Raw genomic sequence first — 19,859 nt, forward strand, 5'->3', positions numbered from 1 at the left:
CCCCGATGCCTTGGAATCATTCAGCCCGGCCCCGCGCCGGGCATTTTTTGTCATGCGCCTGAAGGCCCGTAACCGGATCGAACTGCATTGCGATGAGGACTGCCCGCTCGCCGCGGTGCTGCGCCCGCGCAGCAGCGCCGAGCAATGGGTCGTGTCCGAGCGTTACGAGATCGCACCCTGGGTGCCCGCCTCCGAATACGTGGACTGCTTCGGCAACCTGTGCCAGCGCTTCACGCTGCCGGCCGGCGACAGCGCCATCACCGTGGACAGCGAAGTGGAGGTCACCGAGCAGATCGACGTCGACCGGCGCGCCCCGGCCGTGCCGCCTGGGCAACTGCCCGATGAGACACTGCTCTACCTGCTGCAAAGCCGCTACTGCCCGAGCGACAAGATGGAGGAGCGCGCCCGCGACATCGTGCATGGTTGCGCGCCCGGCTATCCGCAGGCCGAGCGCATCCAGGACTGGATCCGCGAGAACGTCGCCTACCGCGGGGGCGTCAGCACCGAGAGCACCTGCGCGCTCGATACCTTGCGCGGCGGCGCCGGCGTCTGCCGCGATTTCGCGCACGTGGGCGTGGCGCTGTGCCGCAGCCTGGTGCTGCCGGCCCGCGTGGTGGTGGGCTACCTGCACGAGCTCGACCCGATGGACATGCACGCCTGGTACGAGGTGTTCCTCGGCGGGCGCTGGTTCGCCTTCGATGCGACGCAGGACAAGCCGCGCGGCGGCCGCATCGTGGTCGCCCACGGCCGCGACATCGCCGACGTGGCCTTCCTCTCGAACTACGGCCCGCTGGAAATCACGAACATGGAAGTCAGCGTGACGGCCGCCTGATCGAAAAAAAAGGGCCGGTGACCCGGCCCTGCGCGGATAGCGCGGTCCTTACTTCTTCGTGGCGACCGTCTCGTCCTTCTTGTCCTCGGCGACGCGGTCCTTGCCCGGCGTCACTTCGATCTTGGGGACGGTGATCGTGGATTCGTGCGAGTCCACGTGCACTTCCGGCACCTTGACGTCCTTTTCCGTGGTGGTCACGTCCACCTTCGGCGGGGTCACTTCGTACTTCGGCAGCGTGACGTCGCCGTCCTTGGTCTTGGACACTTCGTACTTCGGCATGTCGACGTTGCCTTCCTGGGTCTTGCGGACGTCGCAGCCCACCAGGGCCAGGGACGCAGCAGAAGCAAGGCAGGCAAGGACGATGGCGTGATTACGCATGGCTAGGCTCCCTTCGGTTTGTGTGAGCGAAGTATGGGAGCCCCGGCAAAGCCCGGCTGTCAGAGCCGGACGGCAAGGCCTGTCCGCCTGCGACGCCTCGGCCGTAGCCGAAAGCCTTGCTCAGGCGACGGCCTGGCCCGACAGGACCTGCGCCAGCTTGGCGTGCACCTCGGCCGGATCGGCCGGCTTCACCAGGTGGGCCAAGAAGCCGGCTTCCGCGGAACGCTGGCGGTCCTGCTCGCGGCCGTAGCCACTAAGTGCCAGCACCGGCAGCTGCTTGGACAGCGCGCGGCCGACGTCGATGCCGCTGCCATCGGGCAGGCCGAGGTCGGTGAGCACCGCGTCGAACACGCCGCTGCTCGCCACCCGCAGCGCGTCGGCGCAGGTGCCGACGTGCTCCACCACGTAGCCGTATTCCTCCAGGCACATGGCGAGCGCCACCGCCGCGTCCTCGTTGTCCTCCACCAGCAGCACCCGCTTGCGGTCGCTCGCGGGCGCCTCGCTGGCCGGCGACGCCGCCATGATGCTCGCGGTTCCGCCGGCGCCCGGCAGCATGATGGTGAAGGTGGCGCCGCTGCCGCGGCCCTCGCTGGAGGCGCGGATCAGGCCTTCGTGCTGCTGCATCAGCCCGTGGGCGATGGCCAGCCCCAGCCCGAGGCCGCCGTAGCTGCGCGCGACCTCGGCGTCCGCCTGCTCGAAGGGCCGGAAGATGCGCGGCAGCGCATCCGCCGCGATGCCGATGCCGGAGTCGCTGCAGTGCAGGCTGAACTGGCCGCCGGCATTGTCGCTGCGCAGGCGGATGCGCCCGCCCTGCGGCGTGAACTTGACGGCATTGCGGATGATGTTCCACAGCACCTGCTGCATGCGCGCCTGGTCGGCGTCCACGTGCGGGTCCGCGGCCTCCAGCGCCAGTTCCAGCGCGATCTGCTTGTCGCGGATCGAGTCGCCGACCATGGCGACAACCGCCCGTGCCAGCTGGTGCATGTCCACCCGGCCGCGCCGCAGGTTCACCTTGCCGGCGCTGATGGCGGTGAGGTCCAGCAGGTCGTCGATCAGCCGCGCCTCGAGCGCGACGTTGCGGCGGATCATGGGCAGCAGGTCGCGGTGGCGGTCGTCGACCTGGGCCACCTTCTCGAGCACGTGGACGGCGGTGGTGATGGGCGCGAGCGGCGTGCGCAGTTCGTGCGAGAGCACCGCCAGGAAGCGGTCCTTGGCCTGGTTGGCGCGGTCCGCTTCCTCCTTGGCCGCGCGCAGCGCCTCGGCCGCCAGGTGGCCCTCGGTGGCGTCGTGCACCAGCTTGCAGTAGCCGGCGGGCCGGCCTTCGTCGTCGTCCAGCGCGGTCAGCACGCCCTCGGCCCACAGGCGGCGGCCGTCCTTGGCCACCAGCCAGCGGTTGTCGGCGGCCTTGCCGAAGCTGCGGGCGCACTGCATCTCCTGCAGCAGCGCCTTGCGCGGTTGCGTCTCCGGCGGGAACAGCAGGGCGGCGGACTGGCCCAGCATCTCCTCGGAGTCGTAGCCGAAGATGGCGCTGGCGGCGCGGTTCCAGAATTCGACGCGGCCGGCATTGTCGATCAGCACCACGGCATATTCCTGCAGGCCGTCCACCACCTTGGCGAAGGTCATGTCGGCCTGGCGCAGCTGGCGTTCGGCCAGGTCGCGCGCGCGGCGGTCGTCCACCTCGCGCAGCGCCCGCCGCAGCACCGGAGCGAGCCGCGCCAGCCGCGCCTTGCTCACGTAGTCGGTGGCGCCGCGCTTCAGCAGTTCGACGGCGTTGTCCTCGCCGATCACGCCGGAGACGAACACGAAGGGCACTTCCGGCGCGAGCTGGTTGCGGTGCTCCAGCAGGTCGGCGCCGGTGAAGCCCGGCAGCTCGTAGTCGGACAGCACCACGTCCCAGCCGCCACTTTCCAGCGCCTGGATGAACGCGGCTTCCTCGCGCAGCACCTCCAGCCGCACGTTGGGATAGGTCTTCAGCAGCTGCACGCGCAGCAGTTCCACGTCCAGGCGCGAATCCTCGACCAGCAGGGCGCGCAGCAGCCGCCCGTCCACGCCTTCCGCTTCACTCATGCCGCCGCCTCGTCGTCTTCAACGATCCGGGCGGCGGCTCGTTCAGCACCGCCCAGAAGATGCCGAGGTCTGCGATCGCCTCGACGAACTGCTTGAACTCCACCGGCTTCACCACGTAGGCGTTCACGCCCAGCTGGTAGCTGCGCAGCACGTCGGTCTCCTCGTGCGAGGAGGTCAGCATGACCACCGGGATGCTGCGCAAGCCCTCGGTCGCGCGCACCGACTGCAGCACTTCGAGCCCGTTCACCTTGGGCAGCTTCAGGTCCAGCAGGACGACGGCGGGGTTGCCCTCGGCGCGGTCCGTGTGCTCGCCGTTGCGTTGCAGGTAGTCGAGGGCGGCCTCGCCGTCGCGCACGATGATCACTTCGTTGGCGAGCTGGCTGCGTTCCAGGGCGACGAGCGTGAGTTCGAGGTCGCGGGGGTCGTCTTCGACGAGCAGGATGGGTTTCAGCATCAGGAGGACTCCACGGGGCGGGAGGGGGCAGGAGGCAGGACGAAGCCGAAGGTGGCGCCGCGCTCGGGTTCGCCGCGCGCCCACACCGTGCCGCCATGGCGCTCGACGATGCGCTTGACGTTGGCCAGGCCGATGCCGGTGCCGTCGAAATCCTCGGCGCGGTGCAGGCGCTGGAACACGCCGAACAGCTTGCCGACGTACTTCATGGGAAAGCCCACGCCGTTGTCCGTGATCTCCAGGCCCGGCCCCAGCGGGGTGGCGGTGGCCGCCACGACGATCCGCGCGGGGTCGCGGCCGCGCGTGTATTTCACGGCGTTGGCCAGCAGGTTGCGCACCGCCACCTGCAGCAGCAGAGGGTCGGCCCACAGGCAGGGCAGCGGCCCGCGGATCTCCCACTCGATGAGGCGGCCGCGCTCGCCGTGCTTCAGTTCCTCGACGAGGTCTTCCACCAGCGCGCCGGCGTCGACCGGCCCGGGCTTCAGGCCCGAGCGGCCCATGCGCGAGAAATCGAGCAGCGCGTCGACCAGCTGGCCGGCATACGACGCGGCGTCCTTCACGTGCTGCAGGTAGCGGTGCGAGCGCTCGTCCAGCTTGTCCGCGTTGTCCTCCAGCACCAGGTCGACGTAGCCCGCGATATGGCGCATCGGCGCGCGCAGGTCGTGCGACACCGTGTAGCTGAAAGCCTCCAGCTCCTTGTTGACGCGGCCCAGCTCGATGGCATGGCCCGCCATTTCCTCGGCGCGGCGCAGCACCAGCGCGATCAGCGCCTGCCGCAGCTCGCTGACGGCCGCCTGTTGCGCCTGCAGCCAGGGCGCGGAGCGGCCGCGCACCAGTTCCTGCCAGCCGTCGAAGCTGTGGCGCGGGTGGATGCGTCCGCTGGAGGGCAAGGTCTTGCGCGGGTCGCCGGCCCACTGGATCGCCTGCACCAGCTCGGGCCGGAACCACAGCACCACGTGGCGGTGCACCTGCGAGATCGAGACGGCCAGCACGCCGGCGCAATGCGGCAGCAGCGCCTCGCCTCCGGGCCAGGCCTCGGGCAGGCGGTCGGTGCAGAACAGGTCCTCGCCGCGGCCGACGATCCAGTGCGCGAGCTCGCGCACCTGCTCCGGCGGCGGCGTCTTGCCGATCGTCCAGCAGATGTCGTTCAGCACCACGGCGGCGCCGGTGGCGTCGGTGAGTTCGTGCAGCGCCAGGGCGGGGCTCACCAGCTTCTGCAAGGTGCCGTCGGTCTCGGCCATCAGCGCCACCAGCGTCAGCACGCGCTGGTGCAACGCCAGCCGCTGTGCGACTTCCGTGTTGTCCTCCAGCGCCTGCACCTGCAGCGACAGCAGGCGGCCCAGGTGCTCGCAGGCCACGCGGGCCTGGAAGGTCAGGGACTTCGGCTGGTGGTCGTGGCAGGAGATCAGGCCCCACAGCCGTCCGCGCGAGACGATGGACACCGACATGGACGCCGGCGTGCCCATGTTGCGCATGTATTCCAGGTGCACCGGCGACACGCTGCGCAGGGACGCGAAGCTCAGGTCCAGCGCCGCGGGACTGCGCGCGCCCTCCGCCGGCACCAGGGGCACCGGGTCGTAGTTGGCGTCCGGGATCACGCGGATGTGGTTCACGCGATAGAGCTCGCGCGCCTGGGCCGGCACGTCGCTGGCCGGGAAGCGATGGCCGGCATAGGAGTCGTAGCCCGGGTCCGCGCGTTCGGCCAGCACCTCGCCGTGGCCGTCGGCGTCGAAGCGGTAGACCAGGCAGCGGCCGTAGCCCGTGAGTCGCTTCATCTCGCGCGCCACCGCCTGGCACAGCGCCGTGAGCGAGTCGGCCTGCGTGAGCAGGGGCAGCACTTCGTGCGCGACTGCGTACATGGGCGCGTGCATCGTGGCCACCGGGCCGCCGGGCTCGTATTCGAGGATGACGCAATCGCCCTGGCGGTGCGCCGTGGCGTCGTGCGTGCGGCCCGCCAGCGGCAGGCTGCCGATCCAGGCCGGACCGGTGCCGGGCGCGAGCCGGGCGTGGTCTGCCGGCAGCAGCGCGAGGGCCTCGCGTACTTCCCGCTCGCTGCCCCAGTTGGCGCTGTAGGCCAGGAGCTCGCCGCTGGCGGCGTCCAGCACCGTCATGCGGCCGTGGGGCTGGATCGCGCCGGGCGTGCGGATCGGTTCGGCGGCGCACTGCGCCAGGTCAGGCAAGGGCAGTGCGCTCATTCAGGTGGTTTTCCAGCAGGGAGGCGAGGTTGTCGAAGGTCTGGCAGGCGGCATCGCACGCGGCCTCGACCCATGCGGATTCCGTCACTTCGGCCTGCAGGTGGTCGCGGAACTCCTGCCACATGCCCTGCGTGTCGGCCCCCCAGCCATGGAAATAGCTGCTGGCGGCTTGCAGGCCGGTCTGCGCCAGCGCCCGCGTGATCACCTGGCCGCCGAGGGCCGAGCCCTCCAGCACGTAGACCGAGCCCCAGGCCGCGGCGGCGTTCGGCAGTTGCAGCGCGAGCTGCGCGGGCGGCAGCGGACGCAGCCCAAGTTGCTGCAGATCACCTTGCAGGAAGGTGCGGCGCGAGCGTTCCCACAGCCACGGGTGCCAGGCCGCGGGCAGGGCGGCCGCGACCGCTTCCTCCCAGGGACCCAGGAAGGCATCCAGCACCTGCAGCACCCGCCCGTAGTGCGCGCGCTCGCGCAGCCGGCGCAGGTCCATGAGGCGGTCGACCCGCTGGTGCCGCTCGCGGGTGGCGGCTCGCAGTGCGGTAAGCGCGCCGTCGGGACGCGGGGGCTCGTGGAGGTCGGCGGGATGGTTCAATGTTCGGCGTGTCGCGGCGCGCGAAAGGGCGGCGCCAAGGCAGCGCACATCCTGTCATCGCCGTTGCCGCCGGTGTGTAGGACAACATCCAGTGCTCGTGCCGAGGCACGCACAGCATATGTGCGTAACCTGTGCGCGTTGGTCGCTGCGCTCAGGCCTCCGGATCGTCCTTGGCCGGGCGGGCCGGCAACCGGCGACGGTCTTCCATGCGCTGCAGCATCTCGAGCGCGCTGGCCGACCCCTCGCCGCTATGGCGTTCGAGTGGCGCCATCGGCTTGCTTTCCTGCTGCTTCTTGCGCGCCGGCTTGGCGCCTCGCGGGCTGCGTTTCGCCACGGCTTCCCCTTGCATGTGAATCCAGTGTGAAGGCTGGGCCAGCAATGGCTGTCAGCGCGTCCGAGACCGGCGCGTAGGACGGGAACCGACACGCTGCAACGCGGGGCCGCTAGGATGACTGGATCGGAGGTGGAAGATGGAGCAATCGAAGCAGGAAGCGGAAGCGCTGTTCCAGGTGCCAGCGCTGCGGGCGTTGCGCGCGGACCTGGCGCTGGCACTGCGCGCGGCCGCGCACCATGGCCTGGGCGAAGGCGTGTGCAACCATTTCAGCGTGGCGGTGCCGGGACATCCGGACTGGTTCCTGCTCAACCCGCGCGGCCTGCACTGGGGCGAGGTGCAGGGCCACGACATCGTCCTCGTGGACAGCGCGGGCCAGCCGCTGGCCGGCGCGCATCCGGTGGAACCGACGGCGATGTACATCCATGCGGCCGTGCACCGCATCGCGGGCCAGGCGTGCGTGATGCACACCCACATGCCGTATGCGACCGCGCTGACCCTGACCGACCTGCGCGCGCTCGACACCACGCTGTCGCAGAACGCGATGCGCTTCCACGGGCGTATCGCGGTCGACGCGGCGTACAACGGCCTCGCGCTGGACGCGAGCGAAGGCGAGCGCATTGCCCGCGCGATGCAGGGCGCGGACGTGGCCTTCCTCGGCAACCATGGCGTGATCGTGTGCGGCGCACACATCGCCCACGCCTTCGACGACCTGTACTACCTGGAGCGCGCCTGCATGGCGCAGGTGATCGCGATGTCGACGGGGCGTCCCCTGCAGCCGGTGCCGGCGGAACTCGCGGCACGCGTGGCCGCGCAGACGCTGGGCGAGCGGCTGCAGTCGGAGCTGTTCTTCGAGAGCCTGCGGCGGATGGTGCGCTAGGAAACGGGCTGGGCCGAGGGCGGCGACAACGCCGCGCAGTAATCGGCGAAGGCGCGCAGCTCCGTGTTCTTGTCGAACGCGGCGTCGGCGCCGAGGCGCATGCAGTGCGCGCGGATGCCGGGGCTGACGAAGTTGCTGAAGACGACGACCTTGCCTTCGGGCGAGGTGCGGCGGCAACGGCTGATCACGCCCATGCCGCTGCCCTGGTCAAGCACCAGGTCGACGATGGCCAGGTCCCAGCGCCCGCAATTCTGCTCCAGCCACGCCAGCGCTTCCGCCTCGGTGGCAATCGTGGCGGCCAGTTGGAAATCGCCCAGGCCCTGGAGCATCTGCGCCATCGCGCTCTGGATGTTCTTCAGGTCCTCGATCAGCAGCACCTCGACCGGCAAACGCAACCTCCCGCCATGAGCGCGCGCAATGGCGACGCGCCATCACATTCGAAGGCGAAGCCTAGTCCCGTGTTGCGCCTTTTGGCGTAGGACAGAACCCTATGTTGAGCGTTCAAGCTGCCGCGGGCGCGGCCAGCGGCACCACGCCCGGGCCGCGTTGCAGGCTGGCCAGGGTGAAGGCGGCGGGCTCCAGCGCGTAGAGCAGGGCGCGCCGGTGTTCGGTGGTGACGAAGCTCTCGCCGGCGGTCAGGATGACGTCGCGCGGATCGTGGTCCAGCGTCAGCCACAAGGTGCCGGCCGTGCAGCGCACCTGCACGGCGCTGGCATCGGGGATGCTGAAGACGGTGCGGTGCGCGAACTGGCGGGTGAGGCTGTCCATGGCGGTCCTTGCATGCGTGCTGCGAATCAATATACTGGCCGCATCCCTCCTCTTGAAACGGTGGATTTGCATGGGTCGCATGCAAACAGGGAATGCGAAGGCGGAGCCGCCGCCGCGCTCGCAGCAGCTCCGGCTGGACCTGCTGCCGGCCTTCGAGGCGGCCGCGCGGCAACTGAGCTTCACCCGGGCCGGGGCGGAGCTGTTCCTCACCCAGTCGGCGGTCAGCCGCCAGATCCAGCAGCTGGAAGACAGCGTGGGCGCCGCGCTGTTCGAAAGGCGCCATCGCGCGCTGGCCCTCACGCCGGCCGGGCGCATCCTGCAGCGGGCGGTGGAAGACAGCCTGGAACGGCTGCGCGACGCCGCCGCCCGCATCCGCTCGACCGACCGCGCCCGCCACGTCGCCGTCACCTGCACCACGGGCTTCGCGTCCTTCTGGCTGATCCCGCGGCTGGCCCGCTTCACGGCGGCGCATCCCGAGGTGGACGTGCGCATCTCGGCGACCCAGGACCTCGTCGACCTGGAACGCAGCAGCCTCGACCTGGCGGTGCGCTTCGTGCCTACCGCGCAGGGCCGCGGGCCGGTGCTGTTCGAGGAGGAAGTCCAGCCCATGTGCTCGCCGCAGCTGCTGCGCGATCCGGCGCGGCCGCTGGCGACGCCGTCCGACCTGGCGCGGCACACCCTGCTGTCGGTGGAGATGCGCGACGAGCCGCTGACGGTGGACTGGGAACCCTGGCTGCAGCTGATGGGGCTGCGCGACGTGCAGATGGCCCACACGATGCGCTTCACGCAGTACAGCGAGGCGGTGGCAGCGGCGGTGGCCGGCCACGGCATCGTCATCGGCCGGCTGCCGCTGCTGGCCGACCTGGTGCGGCAGAAGAAGCTGGTCGCGCCCTTCCGCAGCCCGGCGTCCTCGCGCCGCGGCTACTACGTGCTCCTGGCGCCGCACGCGGCGCACAACCCCGATGCCCATGCCTTCGCCGACTGGCTGCAGGCCGAAGCCGCATCGGTCCCGCAGAAAAGGAGGGCCTGATGGCCACGATCCGCAAGCAGTTCGATGTGCCCGCATCCGCCGACGCGGTCTGGGCAGCGTTGCGCGATTTCGGCGCGGTGCATGACAAGCTCGCCACCGGCTTCGTCGCCGCGTGTGCGCTGGAAGAGGGCGGCGCCGTGCGCCTGGTCACCTTCGCCAACGGCATGCAGGTGCGCGAACGGCTGGTGACGCTGGACGAAGCGGAACGCCGCCTGGTCTACAGCGCCACCGGCGGGCGGGCGACGCACCACAACGCCGCGGCGCAGGTGGTCCCGCTCGGCGCGGACCGCTGCCGCTTCGTGTGGACCACCGACCTGTTGCCCGACGCTGTGGCGCCGGCTATCGAGCAGATGATGGAGACGGGGGCGCGGGCGATGCAGGCGCGGCTGACGCCACGTTGACGGCGTGGCTCCAGCCAACGCCTGGCACGTAGCTCGCCGTCTGCGTCTGCTTCGGGTCGAAGCCGCTGGCCCATTCGGCCGTCGCGTTGCCGCTGGCGTCCATGTGCAGGCGCGGCGCGGCGCTGTGTTCGTTGCGTGCGCGCGGCAGCGCGCCAGGCATCACGTCCGGCACGCTCCAGCCGCTGACGTCGTAGCGGCTGTAGCGCAGGCTCTCGATGCTGCCCACGGTGTGGCGCCAGATCGCCATCGCGTTGCCCTTGCCGTCGGTGGCCAGTTGCGGGTCGCTGGGCTCGCCGTAGATCTGCTCCAGCGGCTGCGCCGCGCTCCAGCCGGTGCCGGACTGCCAGTTGGAGGCCACCACGTGGCCGTCCTGCAGCCAGGCCGCGAGGCCGGTGCCGGGCGAAGCCTGGACGACTTGCGGGCTGGCACCCTTGGGCGCCGGCGGGGCCGGCATTGCGCTGGCCGGGGCCGGCGCGGCGGCGCTGCCGAGGACGGCCGTGTGGTTGCCGGAACTGGCGCTGCGCTCGCCACAGGCGGCGAGCAGGCTGGCGGCCAGCAGGGCGAGGAGGCAGGCTGCCGCCTTCAAATTCATGGACTTCATGGCGTCGGGGATCTTGCGGGTCTCAACCGCTCTTGCGGCGCGAGGCCGGCTTGGTGCTGGCTCGCGCGGAACTGGTGGTCTTGCGGGCCGCCGCCTTGCGCAGCGGCGCCGCCTCGTCGTTGGCCGCCGCTGCGCTGGCGCGGCGGGCTGGGGCCTTGTTCGCGGGCGCCGGCGCGGCGGCATTGCCCTTCAGGCTGCGCCGCAGCAGCTCGGTGAGGTCGATGACCTCGGCGCTGGGCGCCACTTCCTCGCCGGGGAGCGGCGCCACCTGCTGCATGCCGCCGGCGCGCGCCTTCTCCTCGACCAGCGCCATCAGCTTCTCGCGGAACTCGTCGTGGAACAGGTCCGGCTGCCACTCGCCCGCCATCGCGGCGACGAGCTGTTCGGCCATCTTCAGTTCGGCGGCGCTGACGGCCACGTCGTCACCGGGCCAGGCGAGGCCGGCGACATCGCGCACCTCGTCCTCCCAGCGCAGCAGGTTCAGCACCAAGCCATTGCCATCGGGGATCAGCGCCGCGAGGTGCTGCCTGGTGGCGATCACCACGCGGGCGATGCCGACCTTGTTGGTGCGTTCCAGGGTCTCGCGCAGCAGCGCGAAGGGCTTGCGCCCGCCGGTGCCGGCGGGAGTCACGTAATAGGGCTTGTTGAAGAAGACGGTGGGAATCTGTTCGCGTTCGACGAAGGACTCGATCGCGATGGTCTGGGTCGACTTGGGCAGGGCGGCCTTGATCTCGTCGGGCGTGAGGACGACGTACTGGTCCTTCTCCACCTCGAAACCCTTGACGATCTCCTCGCGCGCCATCGATTCGCCGGTGGCCTTGTTCACCTGCTTGTTGCCCACGGGGGCCATGGTCTGCTTGTCCAGCAGGTTGAACTTCATCCGGTTTTCGGCGGTCGCCGAATGCAGGGTCACGGGGATGTGCACCAGCCCAAAGCTGATGGCCCCCTTCCAGAGGGTGCGGGAACTGGTGGGTGCGGGCATGGAGCGTCCTTGTCTGCTTCCCACGGTAGAGACGTGGGAAGCAGGGGGCTGTAGGACGGTGCAGGCAGGCGGTGCAGGTTCCGCCTGTCTGCGGCCCGCTGGCGGGCCGGGGCTCAGCCGCCCTTGTGCGGGCGCTTGCCCGGGTTCTTCTTGCTGCGCGTGGAGGTGCCACGCTCGAGGCTGATCTTCTGGCCGCGGCCGTGGCGGGTGACGTTGTTGCCCTCGGCGGTCTTGGACGCCGGGGTGCGCTTGCGGTCAGCTTCGGTAACGATGTGGTTTCCCATGGTTTTTTCCTTTCAATGCCTGGGTTTTGCGAATTTCGCGGGCTACGGACAATACACCAGCCCGGCATGGGGCACGCACTGGCCGTTGGGACCCGCCAGGTTGGGGGGCAGGATCTGCACGTGCTGGCCATTGTCGGACCAGCAGCCGCCCCCGTCGCAATGCGCCGGTGTCGGCGGCCTCTGCACCGCCACCGGCGGCGGCAGGGGCACCGTCGTCAGGGGCGGCAACGGCAGGCTGGCGGTGGGCGGCGTGATCACCGGCCCGGGCACGGCGATGGGTGCCTGCATCACGCGCGAGGGCCGCGTCGGCAGCTCGGGGCTGCCCAGGCAGATGCTGGCGGCGCGCGCCCGCGCGGCCTCGGCGCCTTCGTGCTGCGCGCGCGCCTGCTGCAAGGCGGTGAGCGCTTCGGCGCAAGCCGGCGATTTCAGCGGGTCGACCTGCGCCGGCAGGGCCACGGGCAGCAGCGCCAGCAGCAGCGCCCCCAGCGTGGCAGCGGGAAAGCGCATGGTCGCGTTCGCGTCCTTGTCCGACATGGGGCCACCTCCAGGGGCCTTAACTTCCTTGCATGACCTCCCGTTCCGCGACAAGTTCCAGCCGGGCGCATCTGGGAGAGCGGCCCACGTCCTCGGTGCCGGCCAGGCCGGACGCCAGCGAGAACTCCGCCAGCACCATCGTCGAAGCGCCGCTCAAGCCAGGGCGCGGCCGCCTCGATGCGCACGATTTCCCGGACGGCGGCGGCAGCGGTGGCGCCGAGGCCTGCAGCCGGCGCCACGTGAAGCCGGCCCAGGGCTAGCGGGGCTTGCCCTTGCCGGCGGCGGGTTGCTTCTTCTTGCCCGGCGTGGAACGGGCCTCCTCCTCGCCGGCCTCTTCCTCCATGTCCTCGTCGTCGCGCAGCCGCGCTTCGGGCGTGGCATCGCCGTCGTCGACGTCGGGCAGGTGCGTGTCGCCAGTGAGCTTCGCGTTGTTCTTCGCATCGGGCATGGGTCTCTCCAGTCGGGATGTTGCGTTTCAATTTAAACGCGCACTGCCCCACGATATGTAGGATGCAGTCGCACGCCGAGCAAGCCCATGAAGATCGCCACTTTCAACGTCAATGGCATCAAGACGCGGCTGCAGCACCTGCTGCAGTGGCTGGACCAGGAGCAGCCGGACGTCGCCTGCCTGCAGGAGCTGAAGGCGCTCGACGAAGGCTTCCCCGCCGCCGAGATCCGCGCCGCCGGCTACCAGGCCATCTGGAAGGGCCAGCGCTCGTGGAACGGCGTGGCCATCCTCGCGCGCGGCACCGAACCGGTCGAGGTGCGGCGCGAGCTGCCCGGCGACCCGGGGGACGACCACAGCCGCTACATCGAGGCGGCCGTCAACGGCGTCGTCATCGCCTGCCTGTACCTTCCCAACGGCAACCCGCAGCCGGGTCCCAAGTTCGACTACAAGCTGGCCTGGTTCGACCGCCTGCTGCAGCACGCCCGCACGCTGGCGGACTGCGGCCACCCCGTGGTGATGGCGGGCGACTACAACGTGGTGCCCACCGATTTCGACATCTACAACCCGAAGTCCTGGCGCAAGGACGCGCTGCTGCAACCGGAAAGCCGCGAGCGCTATGCACAGCTGCTGGAGCAGGGTTGGACCGACGCGCTGCGCCACCAGTACCCGGACGAGCCGATCTACACCTTCTGGGACTACTTCCGCCAGCACTGGCAACGCAACGCCGGCCTGCGCATCGACCACCTGCTGCTGAACCAGCAGGCCGCGCCCGGGCTGCGCGCCGCGGGCGTGGACACCTGGGTGCGGGACCTGGAGAAGGCCAGCGACCATGCGCCGACCTGGGTGGAACTGGAACTGCAAGCCGCGCCGGCCCGCAAGCGGCCCAGTGCGATGGCGGCAAGGTCGCGCAGGAGCTAGGGGATTTTCTTAATTCGGCCGGAGCATTCACCTAGGCCGGTGCCTCATCGTCGTGGTTTCATCCCGTTACGCGAGATACAGGGAGCTGCGCGATGGACGAGAACAATGACGAAGCGTTGCTGCTGGAAGCACTGTCCGACAAGGTGCTCCACCAGTTGCCGCCCGCCGTCTGGAAAGGACTCTTCCTCGGCGAAGGCCGCGCCAGCATCCATTTCGAGCGGCGCCACCTGACCCTGGTGCATGCCGACGCCCGCCTGCCGGCGGACGCCAGCCCCGAGGCCTGGGGCCGCTTCTGCCACGAACTGCAGCGGCTTGCAGCGCGCTACCAGGGCCGGCTCGACCCCTATGGCAACGCGAACGTGCTGGCGACTTTCGAGGACCCGGCCGCGGCCGTGCGCATGGCCATGGCCTTGCAGCGCGCGGCCGAGGGGCTGGACCTGCGGGTGGGCGTGGTGAGCGGCCCCTGCACGCTGGCCTTCTTCCGCTGCCAGGGCCGCCTGTGGTGCACGCCGCTGGGCTCGCAGCCCGAGCGCGCCGCGCAGGTCGCATCCGGCGCCGTGGCTGGCGGCATCGTCATCTCCCCCGAGACCTACACCCCGGGCCGGGTCGGCCGGCATGCCGAGCATGCGGCCGATTTCCAGGATTCGGAGATCGACCTGTCGTCGCTCGCCGGCATCCCGGCCGCGCAGCCGGAACTGCGCGTCTAGCCCCCGAACCCGCCTCCCGCCAGGAAGCTTTCCTCCGCGGGCGTGCTCGCGCGCCCGAGCAGCGCATTGCGGTGCGGGAAGCGGCCGAAGCGGTCGACGATGTCCCGATGGTGCTGGGCATAGCGCAGGTGCTCGCCGCCCAGGGGCTCCATCAGTTCGACGCAGCGCGCGAGGTCCTGCGGCTCTTCCGAATGCATCAGCGGGAGATAGAAGAACGGGCGCAGTTCGGCGTCCACACGCTGGTCGTGGCCGGCAGTGATCGCCGCGCGCGCCGCCGCCCGGCCCTGCCAGTCGGTCGCGTACATGCGCGGGCTGCCGCGGAACGCGTTGCGCGGGAACTGGTCCAGCAGCAGCACCAGGGCCAGCGCGCTCTGCGGATCCTGGATCCACGAGGCGAGGGCGCCGGCCGCAGCTGCCTCATGCAGGCGCAGGAAGCGCGCGCGGAATTCGTCGTCGAAGGCGGGGTCCTTGCGGAACCACCGGCTGGGGCCGGCGGCTTGCCAGAAGGCCACCAGGTCGGCCGCGGAGGGCAGGGCAGGCTCGGTCATCCGTGCATTTTGCGCGGGCAGCCTACACGCGGGGGCCGGGCCCGTTCGCAAGATCGGGCCATGAGCACGAGCACCAACACCAGCATCGGTCCGGACCAGGACCGCGGCGGCAACGAAAGCCACGGCAACGCCGACGGCTGCGGCAACAAGACCTTGGGCGAGCAGGCGACGCAGCAGCCGCCGGCGGGCGCCAGCGTCGTCGAGAAAGCAGCGCCCGAAGTGCCGGCCGGCGTTCCTGGCAGCCGCCCACGGCCCGGCGTGAAGAAGGGCGCCGACGCCTACCCCGATGGCCCGAACGTCGAGGACAGCCCCTGGGAGCTGGACGCCGCGCGCGGCCATCCGCCCAAGGAGCGCTGAGCCGTTGCGCGCGCAGGCACATCCGCCTAGAGTTGCGCGCGCAGCAACGGAGGACGCTTGCCCGCTACCCAGACCCTGCCGGCGCGCGTGCCGGTCCTGATCGCCGGCGGCGGCCCCGTCGGGCTCACCCTGGCCGCGCTCCTGGCTCGCCACGGCGTGGCCAGCCTGGTGGCCGAGGCCGATGCCGGCTACTGCACCGGCAGCCGCGCCATCTGCATTTCGCGCCGCTCGCAGGAGATCCTGGCCTGGGCCGGCGCCGGCGAGGCGCTGGCGCGCAAGGCCTTGCCGTGGACCGGCGGCCGCAGCTTCCATCGCGACGCCGAGGTGCTGCAGTTCCAGATGCCCAGCGAGCCGGCGCAGCGCTTCGCGCCCATGGTCAACATCCAGCAGTTCTACGTGGAGCAGTACGTGCACGAGGCATTGCAGCGCGCGCCGGAGCTGGCGCAGGTGGCCTGGTCCGCGCGCGTGGCGGCGGTGCAGCCGTCCGATGAGGGCGTGCGCGTGGAAGTGGAACAGGGCGGCAGCACGCATGTCGTGCAGGCGGACTGGCTGCTTGCCTGCGACGGCGGCCGCAGCACCGTGCGCGAGCAGCTCGGGCTGCAGTTCGAGGGCACGCAGTACGAAGGCCGCTACGTCATCGTCGACATCGTGCAGAAGACGCGCCGGCCGGTGGAGCGGCTGGCCTGGTTCGACCCGCCGTCCAACCCGGGCTCGACCATCCTGATGCACCGGCAGCCGGACGACGTCTGGCGCATCGACTACCAGCTGCGCGACGACGAGGACGCGGAGCAGGCATTGAAGCCGGAGCACATCCTGCCGCGCGTGCAGAGCCACCTGGCCATGGTGGGCGAGGACGCGCCCTGGCAGCTGCTGTGGGCCTCGATGTACAACGCCAAGTGCCTGACCCTGCCGGCCTACCGGCACGGCCGCGTGCTGTTCGCCGGCGATGCGGCGCACCTCGTGCCGATCTTCGGCGTGCGCGGCCTCAACTCCGGGCTGGACGATGCGGCGAACCTGGCCTGGAAGCTGGCCGCGGTCCTCGAGGGTGCCGATGCGGCGCTGCTCGACACGTACTCGCACGAAAGGGTGCAGGCCGCGCGCGAGAACATCGCCTACGGCTCCAAGAGCACCGAGTTCATGGCGCCGCCGGACTTCGCCTTCCGGCTGCTGCGCGAGGCCACGCTGCGCGTCGCGCTGGACGACCCCGCCGTGCGGCCGCTGATCAACCCGCGCCAGTCGGCCCCGGTGGCCTACCGCGACTCGCCGCTGAACGGCCCCGAGCTCGGGGCATGGTCCAGCGACGCCGCCGCGCCCGGCCAGCCCGCGCCCGAGGCGCTGCTCGCGGGGCCGCAGGGCAGCTTCCATCTCACCCAATGCTTCGGCGTGGACTTCACCTGCCTGGTGTTCGGCGATGGCCCGCTGCCGCAGGCGCTGGCCGCGCTGGCGCGGCAAGGCATCGCGGTGCTGGACATCCCGCCCGAGGCCGACAGCCGCGGCCAGGCCCGTGAGCGCTACGGCCTCGCGCAGGGCGACGCCACCGGCCTGGTGCTGGTCCGGCCCGACGGCTATGTGCTGGCCCGCTGCCGCGGCCGGGATCCGGCGCCACTGACCGCCGCCCTGCGGCAGCAAGGACTGCTCGCATGACCGATGCCGACCTCGACCGCAGCTACACGGCACTGGCCCAAGCGCTGGGCGCCGTCGGGCCGCAGCGCAGCGAACTGCTGCTGGCCATGCTCTGCCTGTCGCTCATGGCGCGGCGCGACAGCGCCGACGAGCTGTTGCCGCTGATCGAGCGTGCCCGCGAGCGCTGCCTGCAGCCGGCGCACGAGGCCTGACGCCCGGCCCCCGGCCGCGGTGCGCCGGCCTATCATCGCGCCCGGAGGCAGTTGAACATGGACATGCGCACACTGGGCCGCTCGGCCCTCGAGGTCTCGCCGCTGTGCTTCGGCGGCAACGTATTCGGCTGGACCGTGGACGAGCGCACTTCGTTCTCGCTGCTCGATGCGTGGCTGGACGCCGGCTTCAATTTCATCGACACCGCCGACGTGTATTCGCGCTGGGTGCCGGGGCATGCCGGCGGCGAGTCGGAAACCGTCCTCGGCAAATGGCTGCGCCAGGGCGGCCGGCGCGAGCGCGTCGTGCTGGCGACCAAGGTCGGCATGGACATGGGCGAGGGCCGCACCGGGCTGAAGCCGGAGCGCATCCGCCAAGCCGTGGAGGATTCGCTGCGGCGCCTGCAGACCGACCACATCGACCTGTACCAGGCGCACAAGGACGACCAGCAGACGCCGCTGGCCGACACGCTGGGCGCCTTCGCGCGGCTGGTGGAAGAAGGCAAGGTGCGCGTGCTCGGTGCGTCCAACTATAGCGCCACGCGGCTGTCGGAGGCGCTCGCGACCAGCCAGCGCCTGGGGCTGCCGCGCTTCGAGACCCTGCAGCCGCTGTACAACCTGTGCGATCGCGCGGTGTTCGAAGGCGAGCTGGCGGCGCTGTGCACGCGCGAGCAGGTCGGCGTGATCAACTACTACGCATTGGCGTCCGGCTTCCTCACCGGCAAGTACCGCAGTGCCGCCGACGCGGCGCGCAGCGCGCGCGGCCAGACCGTGGTGCAACGCTACCTGAACGAGCGCGGCCTGCGCATCCTGTCGGCGCTGGAACGCGTGGCCGGCCGGCAGGGCGCGAAGCCGGGCCAGGTGGCGATCGCCTGGCTGCTGGCGCAGCCCGCGGTGAGCTCGCCGATCGCCAGCGCGACTTCGCTGGCGCAACTGCATGAGCTGGCCGCGGCGGCGCGCTTGAAGCTGTCGAAGGAGGATTTGTCCCTGCTGAACGAGGCCAGTGCCGAAACGGCCTGACGGGTCCATAGGGTGCGCAGCTTCGCTGCGCACCGCACGACGCGGCGGCCTTGTCACGCGGTGCGCAGCAGAGCTGCGCACCCTACAAGACTGTTCACATCGCCGCGGCCGGCCGCAAAAGCATCGGCGCGGGCGCCGGCCCGGTCGCCGCGTCTTCCAGCCGGAACCGGCTGGTCGCCTCCTGCAGCTCGCGCGCCTGCGCGAGCAGGGCGTCGATGAAGCCGTTGATCTCCTGCACCAGCGCGGCGTTGCTCTGGGTGGAGGTGTCCATCTGGCTGATCGTGGTGTTGACCTGCTCGATGCCGGCGCGCTGTTCCTCGCCGGCCCGGGCGATGTCCGCCACCAATTGCGCGAGCTCGTGCGCCACCCGCACCACCTTGGCCATCGAACCGCCGGCGCGCTCGGCCGCGGCGCTGCCCTGGCCGGCTTCGCCGAGCGCCTCGCCCACCAGCTTCTTGATGTCGCGCGAAGCCTCGGCGCTGCGCTGCGCCAGCTCGCGCACCTGCGCCGCCACCACGCCGAAGCCACGGCCCTGGTCGCCCGCGCGCGCCGCTTCCACGGCGGCGTTCAGCGCGAGCAGGTTGGTCTGGAAGGCGATGCCGTCGATGACGGACACGATGTCCGAGACCTTGCGCGAGGACTGGTGGATGCCGGCCATGGTGCGCACGACGCCGCCCACGTCGGCGCCGCTCGCTTCGGCCAGCTCCGACGCCTCGCGGGCCAGCTCGCGGGCCCGGGCCGCGCTCTCGCTGTTCTGCTTGACGATGGCGGTGAGCTCCTCGACGCTCGCCGCCGTTTCCTCCAGCGCCGCCGCCTGCTCCTCGGTGCGGGCGGCCAGTTCGGTGTTGCCGTGAGAGATGCGGTCGGAAGCGCGGCTGACCGCCGCGGCGCTGTCGCGGATGGCCCGCACCAGCGTGTTCAGTCGTCCTTGCATGCCGGCCAGCGCGGCCAGCACGCGGCCGGCTTCGTCGTTGCGCGCCGCCAGGGCCAGCTGGCGCAGGTCGCCGTCGGCCACCTTCTCGGTCGCTTCCACCGCGGAGCGCAGCGGGCGCACGATGCCACGCGTGATGACGGCCGTCGCCACCGCGCCGACGGCCAGGGCCAGCAGCAGCATCAGGCCCAGCCGCCACTGGGTGAGGCGGGATTCGGCCTGCGCCGCCTGGGCGCGTTCGGAGCCGAGCGTGCGCGCGGCGCTGGCGAGTGTCTGCAGGTCGGCCGCGATGGCCGCCTGCAGTGGCCGCACGGTGCCGTAGACGATGCCCTGCGCCTGCGGGTACTCGGCCTGGTCCGACAGGTCCATGGCTTCCTGCAACTGGCCGGCGATCGGCGCGTTGGCCTTCTTCAGCTTGGCGACCAGCGCCAGGATGCGGTCGTCCGCATGCATCGCGGCGGCCAGCCGCTCCAGCGTCGCGGCGGAATCGGCGTAGGCCTTTTCGCTGGCCCGCAGCGCGTCGTTGGCGGCGCGCTGGCGGTCGCTGTCGGTCTGGCCGACGAAGTCGCGGATCGCGACCGCTTCTCCCAGCTGCGCCACGCGCATGGCGCCCACCGCGTCCAGCAGGGCCAGCGTTTCGCTCTCCAGCCGCGCGCTCTGGTCCTGGGCTTTCTGCAAGGCCCCCAGCGCCAGCGCGACCGCGAGCACCATCAAGGCGAGAAGCAGGCTGAAGGCGAGGCTCAGCCGGGTGGCCATCTTGAGGTTGCGCATGGGGGGA

The 19,859-nt window shown here is 71.0% G+C and carries 26 protein-coding genes; 11 read left to right on the forward strand and 15 right to left on the reverse strand.

Going from position 1 to position 19,859, the window contains the following annotated elements:
- Window positions 1-52 precede the first annotated feature (52 nt).
- Complete coding sequence (locus HHL11_RS30960) at window positions 53-832, forward strand: transglutaminase family protein (RefSeq protein ID WP_169422486.1); 780 nt, start codon at window positions 53-55, stop codon at window positions 830-832.
- A 48-nt stretch (window positions 833-880) separates the two neighbouring features.
- Here the strand turns inward: HHL11_RS30960 and HHL11_RS30965 are convergent, their stop codons facing one another.
- The 6 genes from HHL11_RS30965 to HHL11_RS30990 form a co-directional block, all read right to left on the reverse strand.
- Complete coding sequence (locus tag HHL11_RS30965; protein ID WP_169422487.1) at window positions 881-1,210, reverse strand: hypothetical protein; 330 nt, start codon at window positions 1,208-1,210, stop codon at window positions 881-883.
- A gap of 120 nt (window positions 1,211-1,330) precedes the next feature.
- Window positions 1,331-3,277, reverse strand: coding sequence for a hybrid sensor histidine kinase/response regulator (locus tag HHL11_RS30970; RefSeq protein WP_169422488.1), 1,947 nt, complete (start codon window positions 3,275-3,277; stop codon window positions 1,331-1,333).
- A complete protein-coding gene (locus tag HHL11_RS30975; protein ID WP_169422489.1) occupies window positions 3,270-3,731 on the reverse strand; it encodes a response regulator in 462 nt (153 codons plus the stop codon). Before HHL11_RS30975 ends, HHL11_RS30970 begins: the two co-directional genes overlap by 8 nt.
- Complete coding sequence (locus tag HHL11_RS30980; RefSeq protein ID WP_169422490.1) at window positions 3,731-5,923, reverse strand: ATP-binding protein; 2,193 nt, start codon at window positions 5,921-5,923, stop codon at window positions 3,731-3,733. The genes HHL11_RS30975 and HHL11_RS30980 overlap by 1 nt, the downstream gene beginning before the upstream one ends.
- On the reverse strand, window positions 5,901-6,509 hold the full coding sequence (locus tag HHL11_RS30985; RefSeq protein ID WP_169422491.1) for a biliverdin-producing heme oxygenase: 609 nt from the start codon (window positions 6,507-6,509) through the stop codon (window positions 5,901-5,903). Before HHL11_RS30985 ends, HHL11_RS30980 begins: the two co-directional genes overlap by 23 nt.
- Before the next feature lie 151 nt (window positions 6,510-6,660).
- A complete protein-coding gene (locus HHL11_RS30990) occupies window positions 6,661-6,858 on the reverse strand; it encodes a hypothetical protein (RefSeq protein ID WP_169422492.1) in 198 nt (65 codons plus the stop codon).
- Window positions 6,859-6,979: 121 nt separating this feature from the next.
- Here HHL11_RS30990 and HHL11_RS30995 point away from each other — a divergent pair, with 121 nt between their 5' ends.
- Entirely contained in the window at window positions 6,980-7,720 is a 741-nt protein-coding gene (locus HHL11_RS30995; protein ID WP_169422493.1) for an aldolase, read from the forward strand.
- On the opposite strand, the gene HHL11_RS31000 is transcribed toward HHL11_RS30995, so the two are convergent.
- Entirely contained in the window at window positions 7,717-8,115 is a 399-nt protein-coding gene (locus HHL11_RS31000; RefSeq protein ID WP_169422494.1) for a response regulator, read from the reverse strand. The genes HHL11_RS30995 and HHL11_RS31000 overlap by 4 nt on opposite strands.
- Window positions 8,116-8,221: 106 nt before the next feature.
- A complete protein-coding gene (locus HHL11_RS31005; RefSeq protein ID WP_169422495.1) occupies window positions 8,222-8,488 on the reverse strand; it encodes a DUF2917 domain-containing protein in 267 nt (88 codons plus the stop codon).
- 79 nt (window positions 8,489-8,567) lie between these two features.
- Here HHL11_RS31005 and HHL11_RS31010 point away from each other — a divergent pair, with 79 nt between their 5' ends.
- Both HHL11_RS31010 and HHL11_RS31015 read left to right on the forward strand, forming a co-directional pair.
- On the forward strand, window positions 8,568-9,518 hold the full coding sequence (locus HHL11_RS31010; protein ID WP_169422496.1) for a LysR substrate-binding domain-containing protein: 951 nt from the start codon (window positions 8,568-8,570) through the stop codon (window positions 9,516-9,518).
- The gene (locus HHL11_RS31015) at window positions 9,518-9,919 is read left to right on the forward strand and encodes an SRPBCC family protein (RefSeq protein WP_169422497.1); all 402 of its coding nucleotides are present in this window, start codon (window positions 9,518-9,520) and stop codon (window positions 9,917-9,919) included. Before HHL11_RS31010 ends, HHL11_RS31015 begins: the two co-directional genes overlap by 1 nt.
- Here HHL11_RS31015 and HHL11_RS31020 read toward each other — a convergent pair.
- The 4 genes from HHL11_RS31020 to HHL11_RS31035 form a co-directional block, all read right to left on the reverse strand.
- Window positions 9,858-10,520: a hypothetical protein gene (locus tag HHL11_RS31020; RefSeq protein ID WP_169422498.1), complete on the reverse strand. Its 663-nt coding sequence runs from the start codon at window positions 10,518-10,520 to the stop codon at window positions 9,858-9,860. The two genes, HHL11_RS31015 and HHL11_RS31020, sit on opposite strands and share 62 nt — an antisense overlap.
- Before the next feature lie 22 nt (window positions 10,521-10,542).
- Window positions 10,543-11,502, reverse strand: a complete 960-nt coding sequence (gene ku, locus HHL11_RS31025; RefSeq protein ID WP_169422499.1) for a non-homologous end joining protein Ku — start codon at window positions 11,500-11,502, stop codon at window positions 10,543-10,545.
- Window positions 11,503-11,615: 113 nt separating this feature from the next.
- On the reverse strand, window positions 11,616-11,786 hold the full coding sequence (locus tag HHL11_RS31030; protein WP_169422500.1) for a hypothetical protein: 171 nt from the start codon (window positions 11,784-11,786) through the stop codon (window positions 11,616-11,618).
- A gap of 42 nt (window positions 11,787-11,828) precedes the next feature.
- A complete protein-coding gene (locus HHL11_RS31035) occupies window positions 11,829-12,320 on the reverse strand; it encodes a hypothetical protein (protein WP_169422501.1) in 492 nt (163 codons plus the stop codon).
- Window positions 12,321-12,352: 32 nt separating this feature from the next.
- Between HHL11_RS31035 and HHL11_RS31040 the strand changes: the two genes are divergently transcribed.
- A complete protein-coding gene (locus HHL11_RS31040) occupies window positions 12,353-12,580 on the forward strand; it encodes a hypothetical protein (protein WP_169422502.1) in 228 nt (75 codons plus the stop codon).
- Here the strand turns inward: HHL11_RS31040 and HHL11_RS31045 are convergent.
- Window positions 12,577-12,768, reverse strand: coding sequence for a hypothetical protein (locus tag HHL11_RS31045; protein WP_169422503.1), 192 nt, complete (start codon window positions 12,766-12,768; stop codon window positions 12,577-12,579). The genes HHL11_RS31040 and HHL11_RS31045 overlap by 4 nt on opposite strands.
- Window positions 12,769-12,855: 87 nt before the next feature.
- On the opposite strand from HHL11_RS31045, the gene xth reads away from it, so the two are divergent.
- Together xth and HHL11_RS31055 are read left to right on the forward strand one after the other, a co-directional pair.
- A complete protein-coding gene (gene xth, locus HHL11_RS31050; RefSeq protein ID WP_169422504.1) occupies window positions 12,856-13,686 on the forward strand; it encodes an exodeoxyribonuclease III in 831 nt (276 codons plus the stop codon).
- Between the two features lie 92 nt (window positions 13,687-13,778).
- Entirely contained in the window at window positions 13,779-14,393 is a 615-nt protein-coding gene (locus tag HHL11_RS31055; RefSeq protein ID WP_169422505.1) for a hypothetical protein, read from the forward strand.
- Here the strand turns inward: HHL11_RS31055 and HHL11_RS31060 are convergent.
- Window positions 14,390-14,941, reverse strand: a complete 552-nt coding sequence (locus HHL11_RS31060) for a DUF924 family protein (protein ID WP_169422506.1) — start codon at window positions 14,939-14,941, stop codon at window positions 14,390-14,392. The two genes, HHL11_RS31055 and HHL11_RS31060, sit on opposite strands and share 4 nt — an antisense overlap.
- A 60-nt stretch (window positions 14,942-15,001) precedes the next feature.
- Here HHL11_RS31060 and HHL11_RS31065 point away from each other — a divergent pair, with 60 nt between their 5' ends.
- Genes HHL11_RS31065 through HHL11_RS31080 form a run of 4 tightly spaced genes read left to right on the forward strand, consistent with a single transcriptional unit; the run spans window position 15,002 to window position 18,150 of the window.
- On the forward strand, window positions 15,002-15,298 hold the full coding sequence (locus tag HHL11_RS31065; protein ID WP_169422507.1) for a hypothetical protein: 297 nt from the start codon (window positions 15,002-15,004) through the stop codon (window positions 15,296-15,298).
- A 57-nt stretch (window positions 15,299-15,355) separates the two neighbouring features.
- Window positions 15,356-16,942, forward strand: coding sequence for an FAD-dependent monooxygenase (locus HHL11_RS31070; protein WP_169422508.1), 1,587 nt, complete (start codon window positions 15,356-15,358; stop codon window positions 16,940-16,942).
- Complete coding sequence (locus tag HHL11_RS31075) at window positions 16,939-17,133, forward strand: hypothetical protein (RefSeq protein WP_169422509.1); 195 nt, start codon at window positions 16,939-16,941, stop codon at window positions 17,131-17,133. Before HHL11_RS31070 ends, HHL11_RS31075 begins: the two co-directional genes overlap by 4 nt.
- Before the next feature lie 57 nt (window positions 17,134-17,190).
- Complete coding sequence (locus tag HHL11_RS31080) at window positions 17,191-18,150, forward strand: aldo/keto reductase (protein ID WP_169422510.1); 960 nt, start codon at window positions 17,191-17,193, stop codon at window positions 18,148-18,150.
- Window positions 18,151-18,244: 94 nt separating this feature from the next.
- On the opposite strand, the gene HHL11_RS31085 is transcribed toward HHL11_RS31080, so the two are convergent.
- The gene (locus tag HHL11_RS31085; RefSeq protein WP_169422511.1) at window positions 18,245-19,852 is read right to left on the reverse strand and encodes a methyl-accepting chemotaxis protein; all 1,608 of its coding nucleotides are present in this window, start codon (window positions 19,850-19,852) and stop codon (window positions 18,245-18,247) included.
- Window positions 19,853-19,859 lie beyond the last annotated feature (7 nt).

The sequence above is a fragment of the Ramlibacter agri genome, from assembly GCF_012927085.1.
GTDB classification, from domain to species: Bacteria; Pseudomonadota; Gammaproteobacteria; order Burkholderiales; family Burkholderiaceae_C; genus Ramlibacter; species Ramlibacter agri.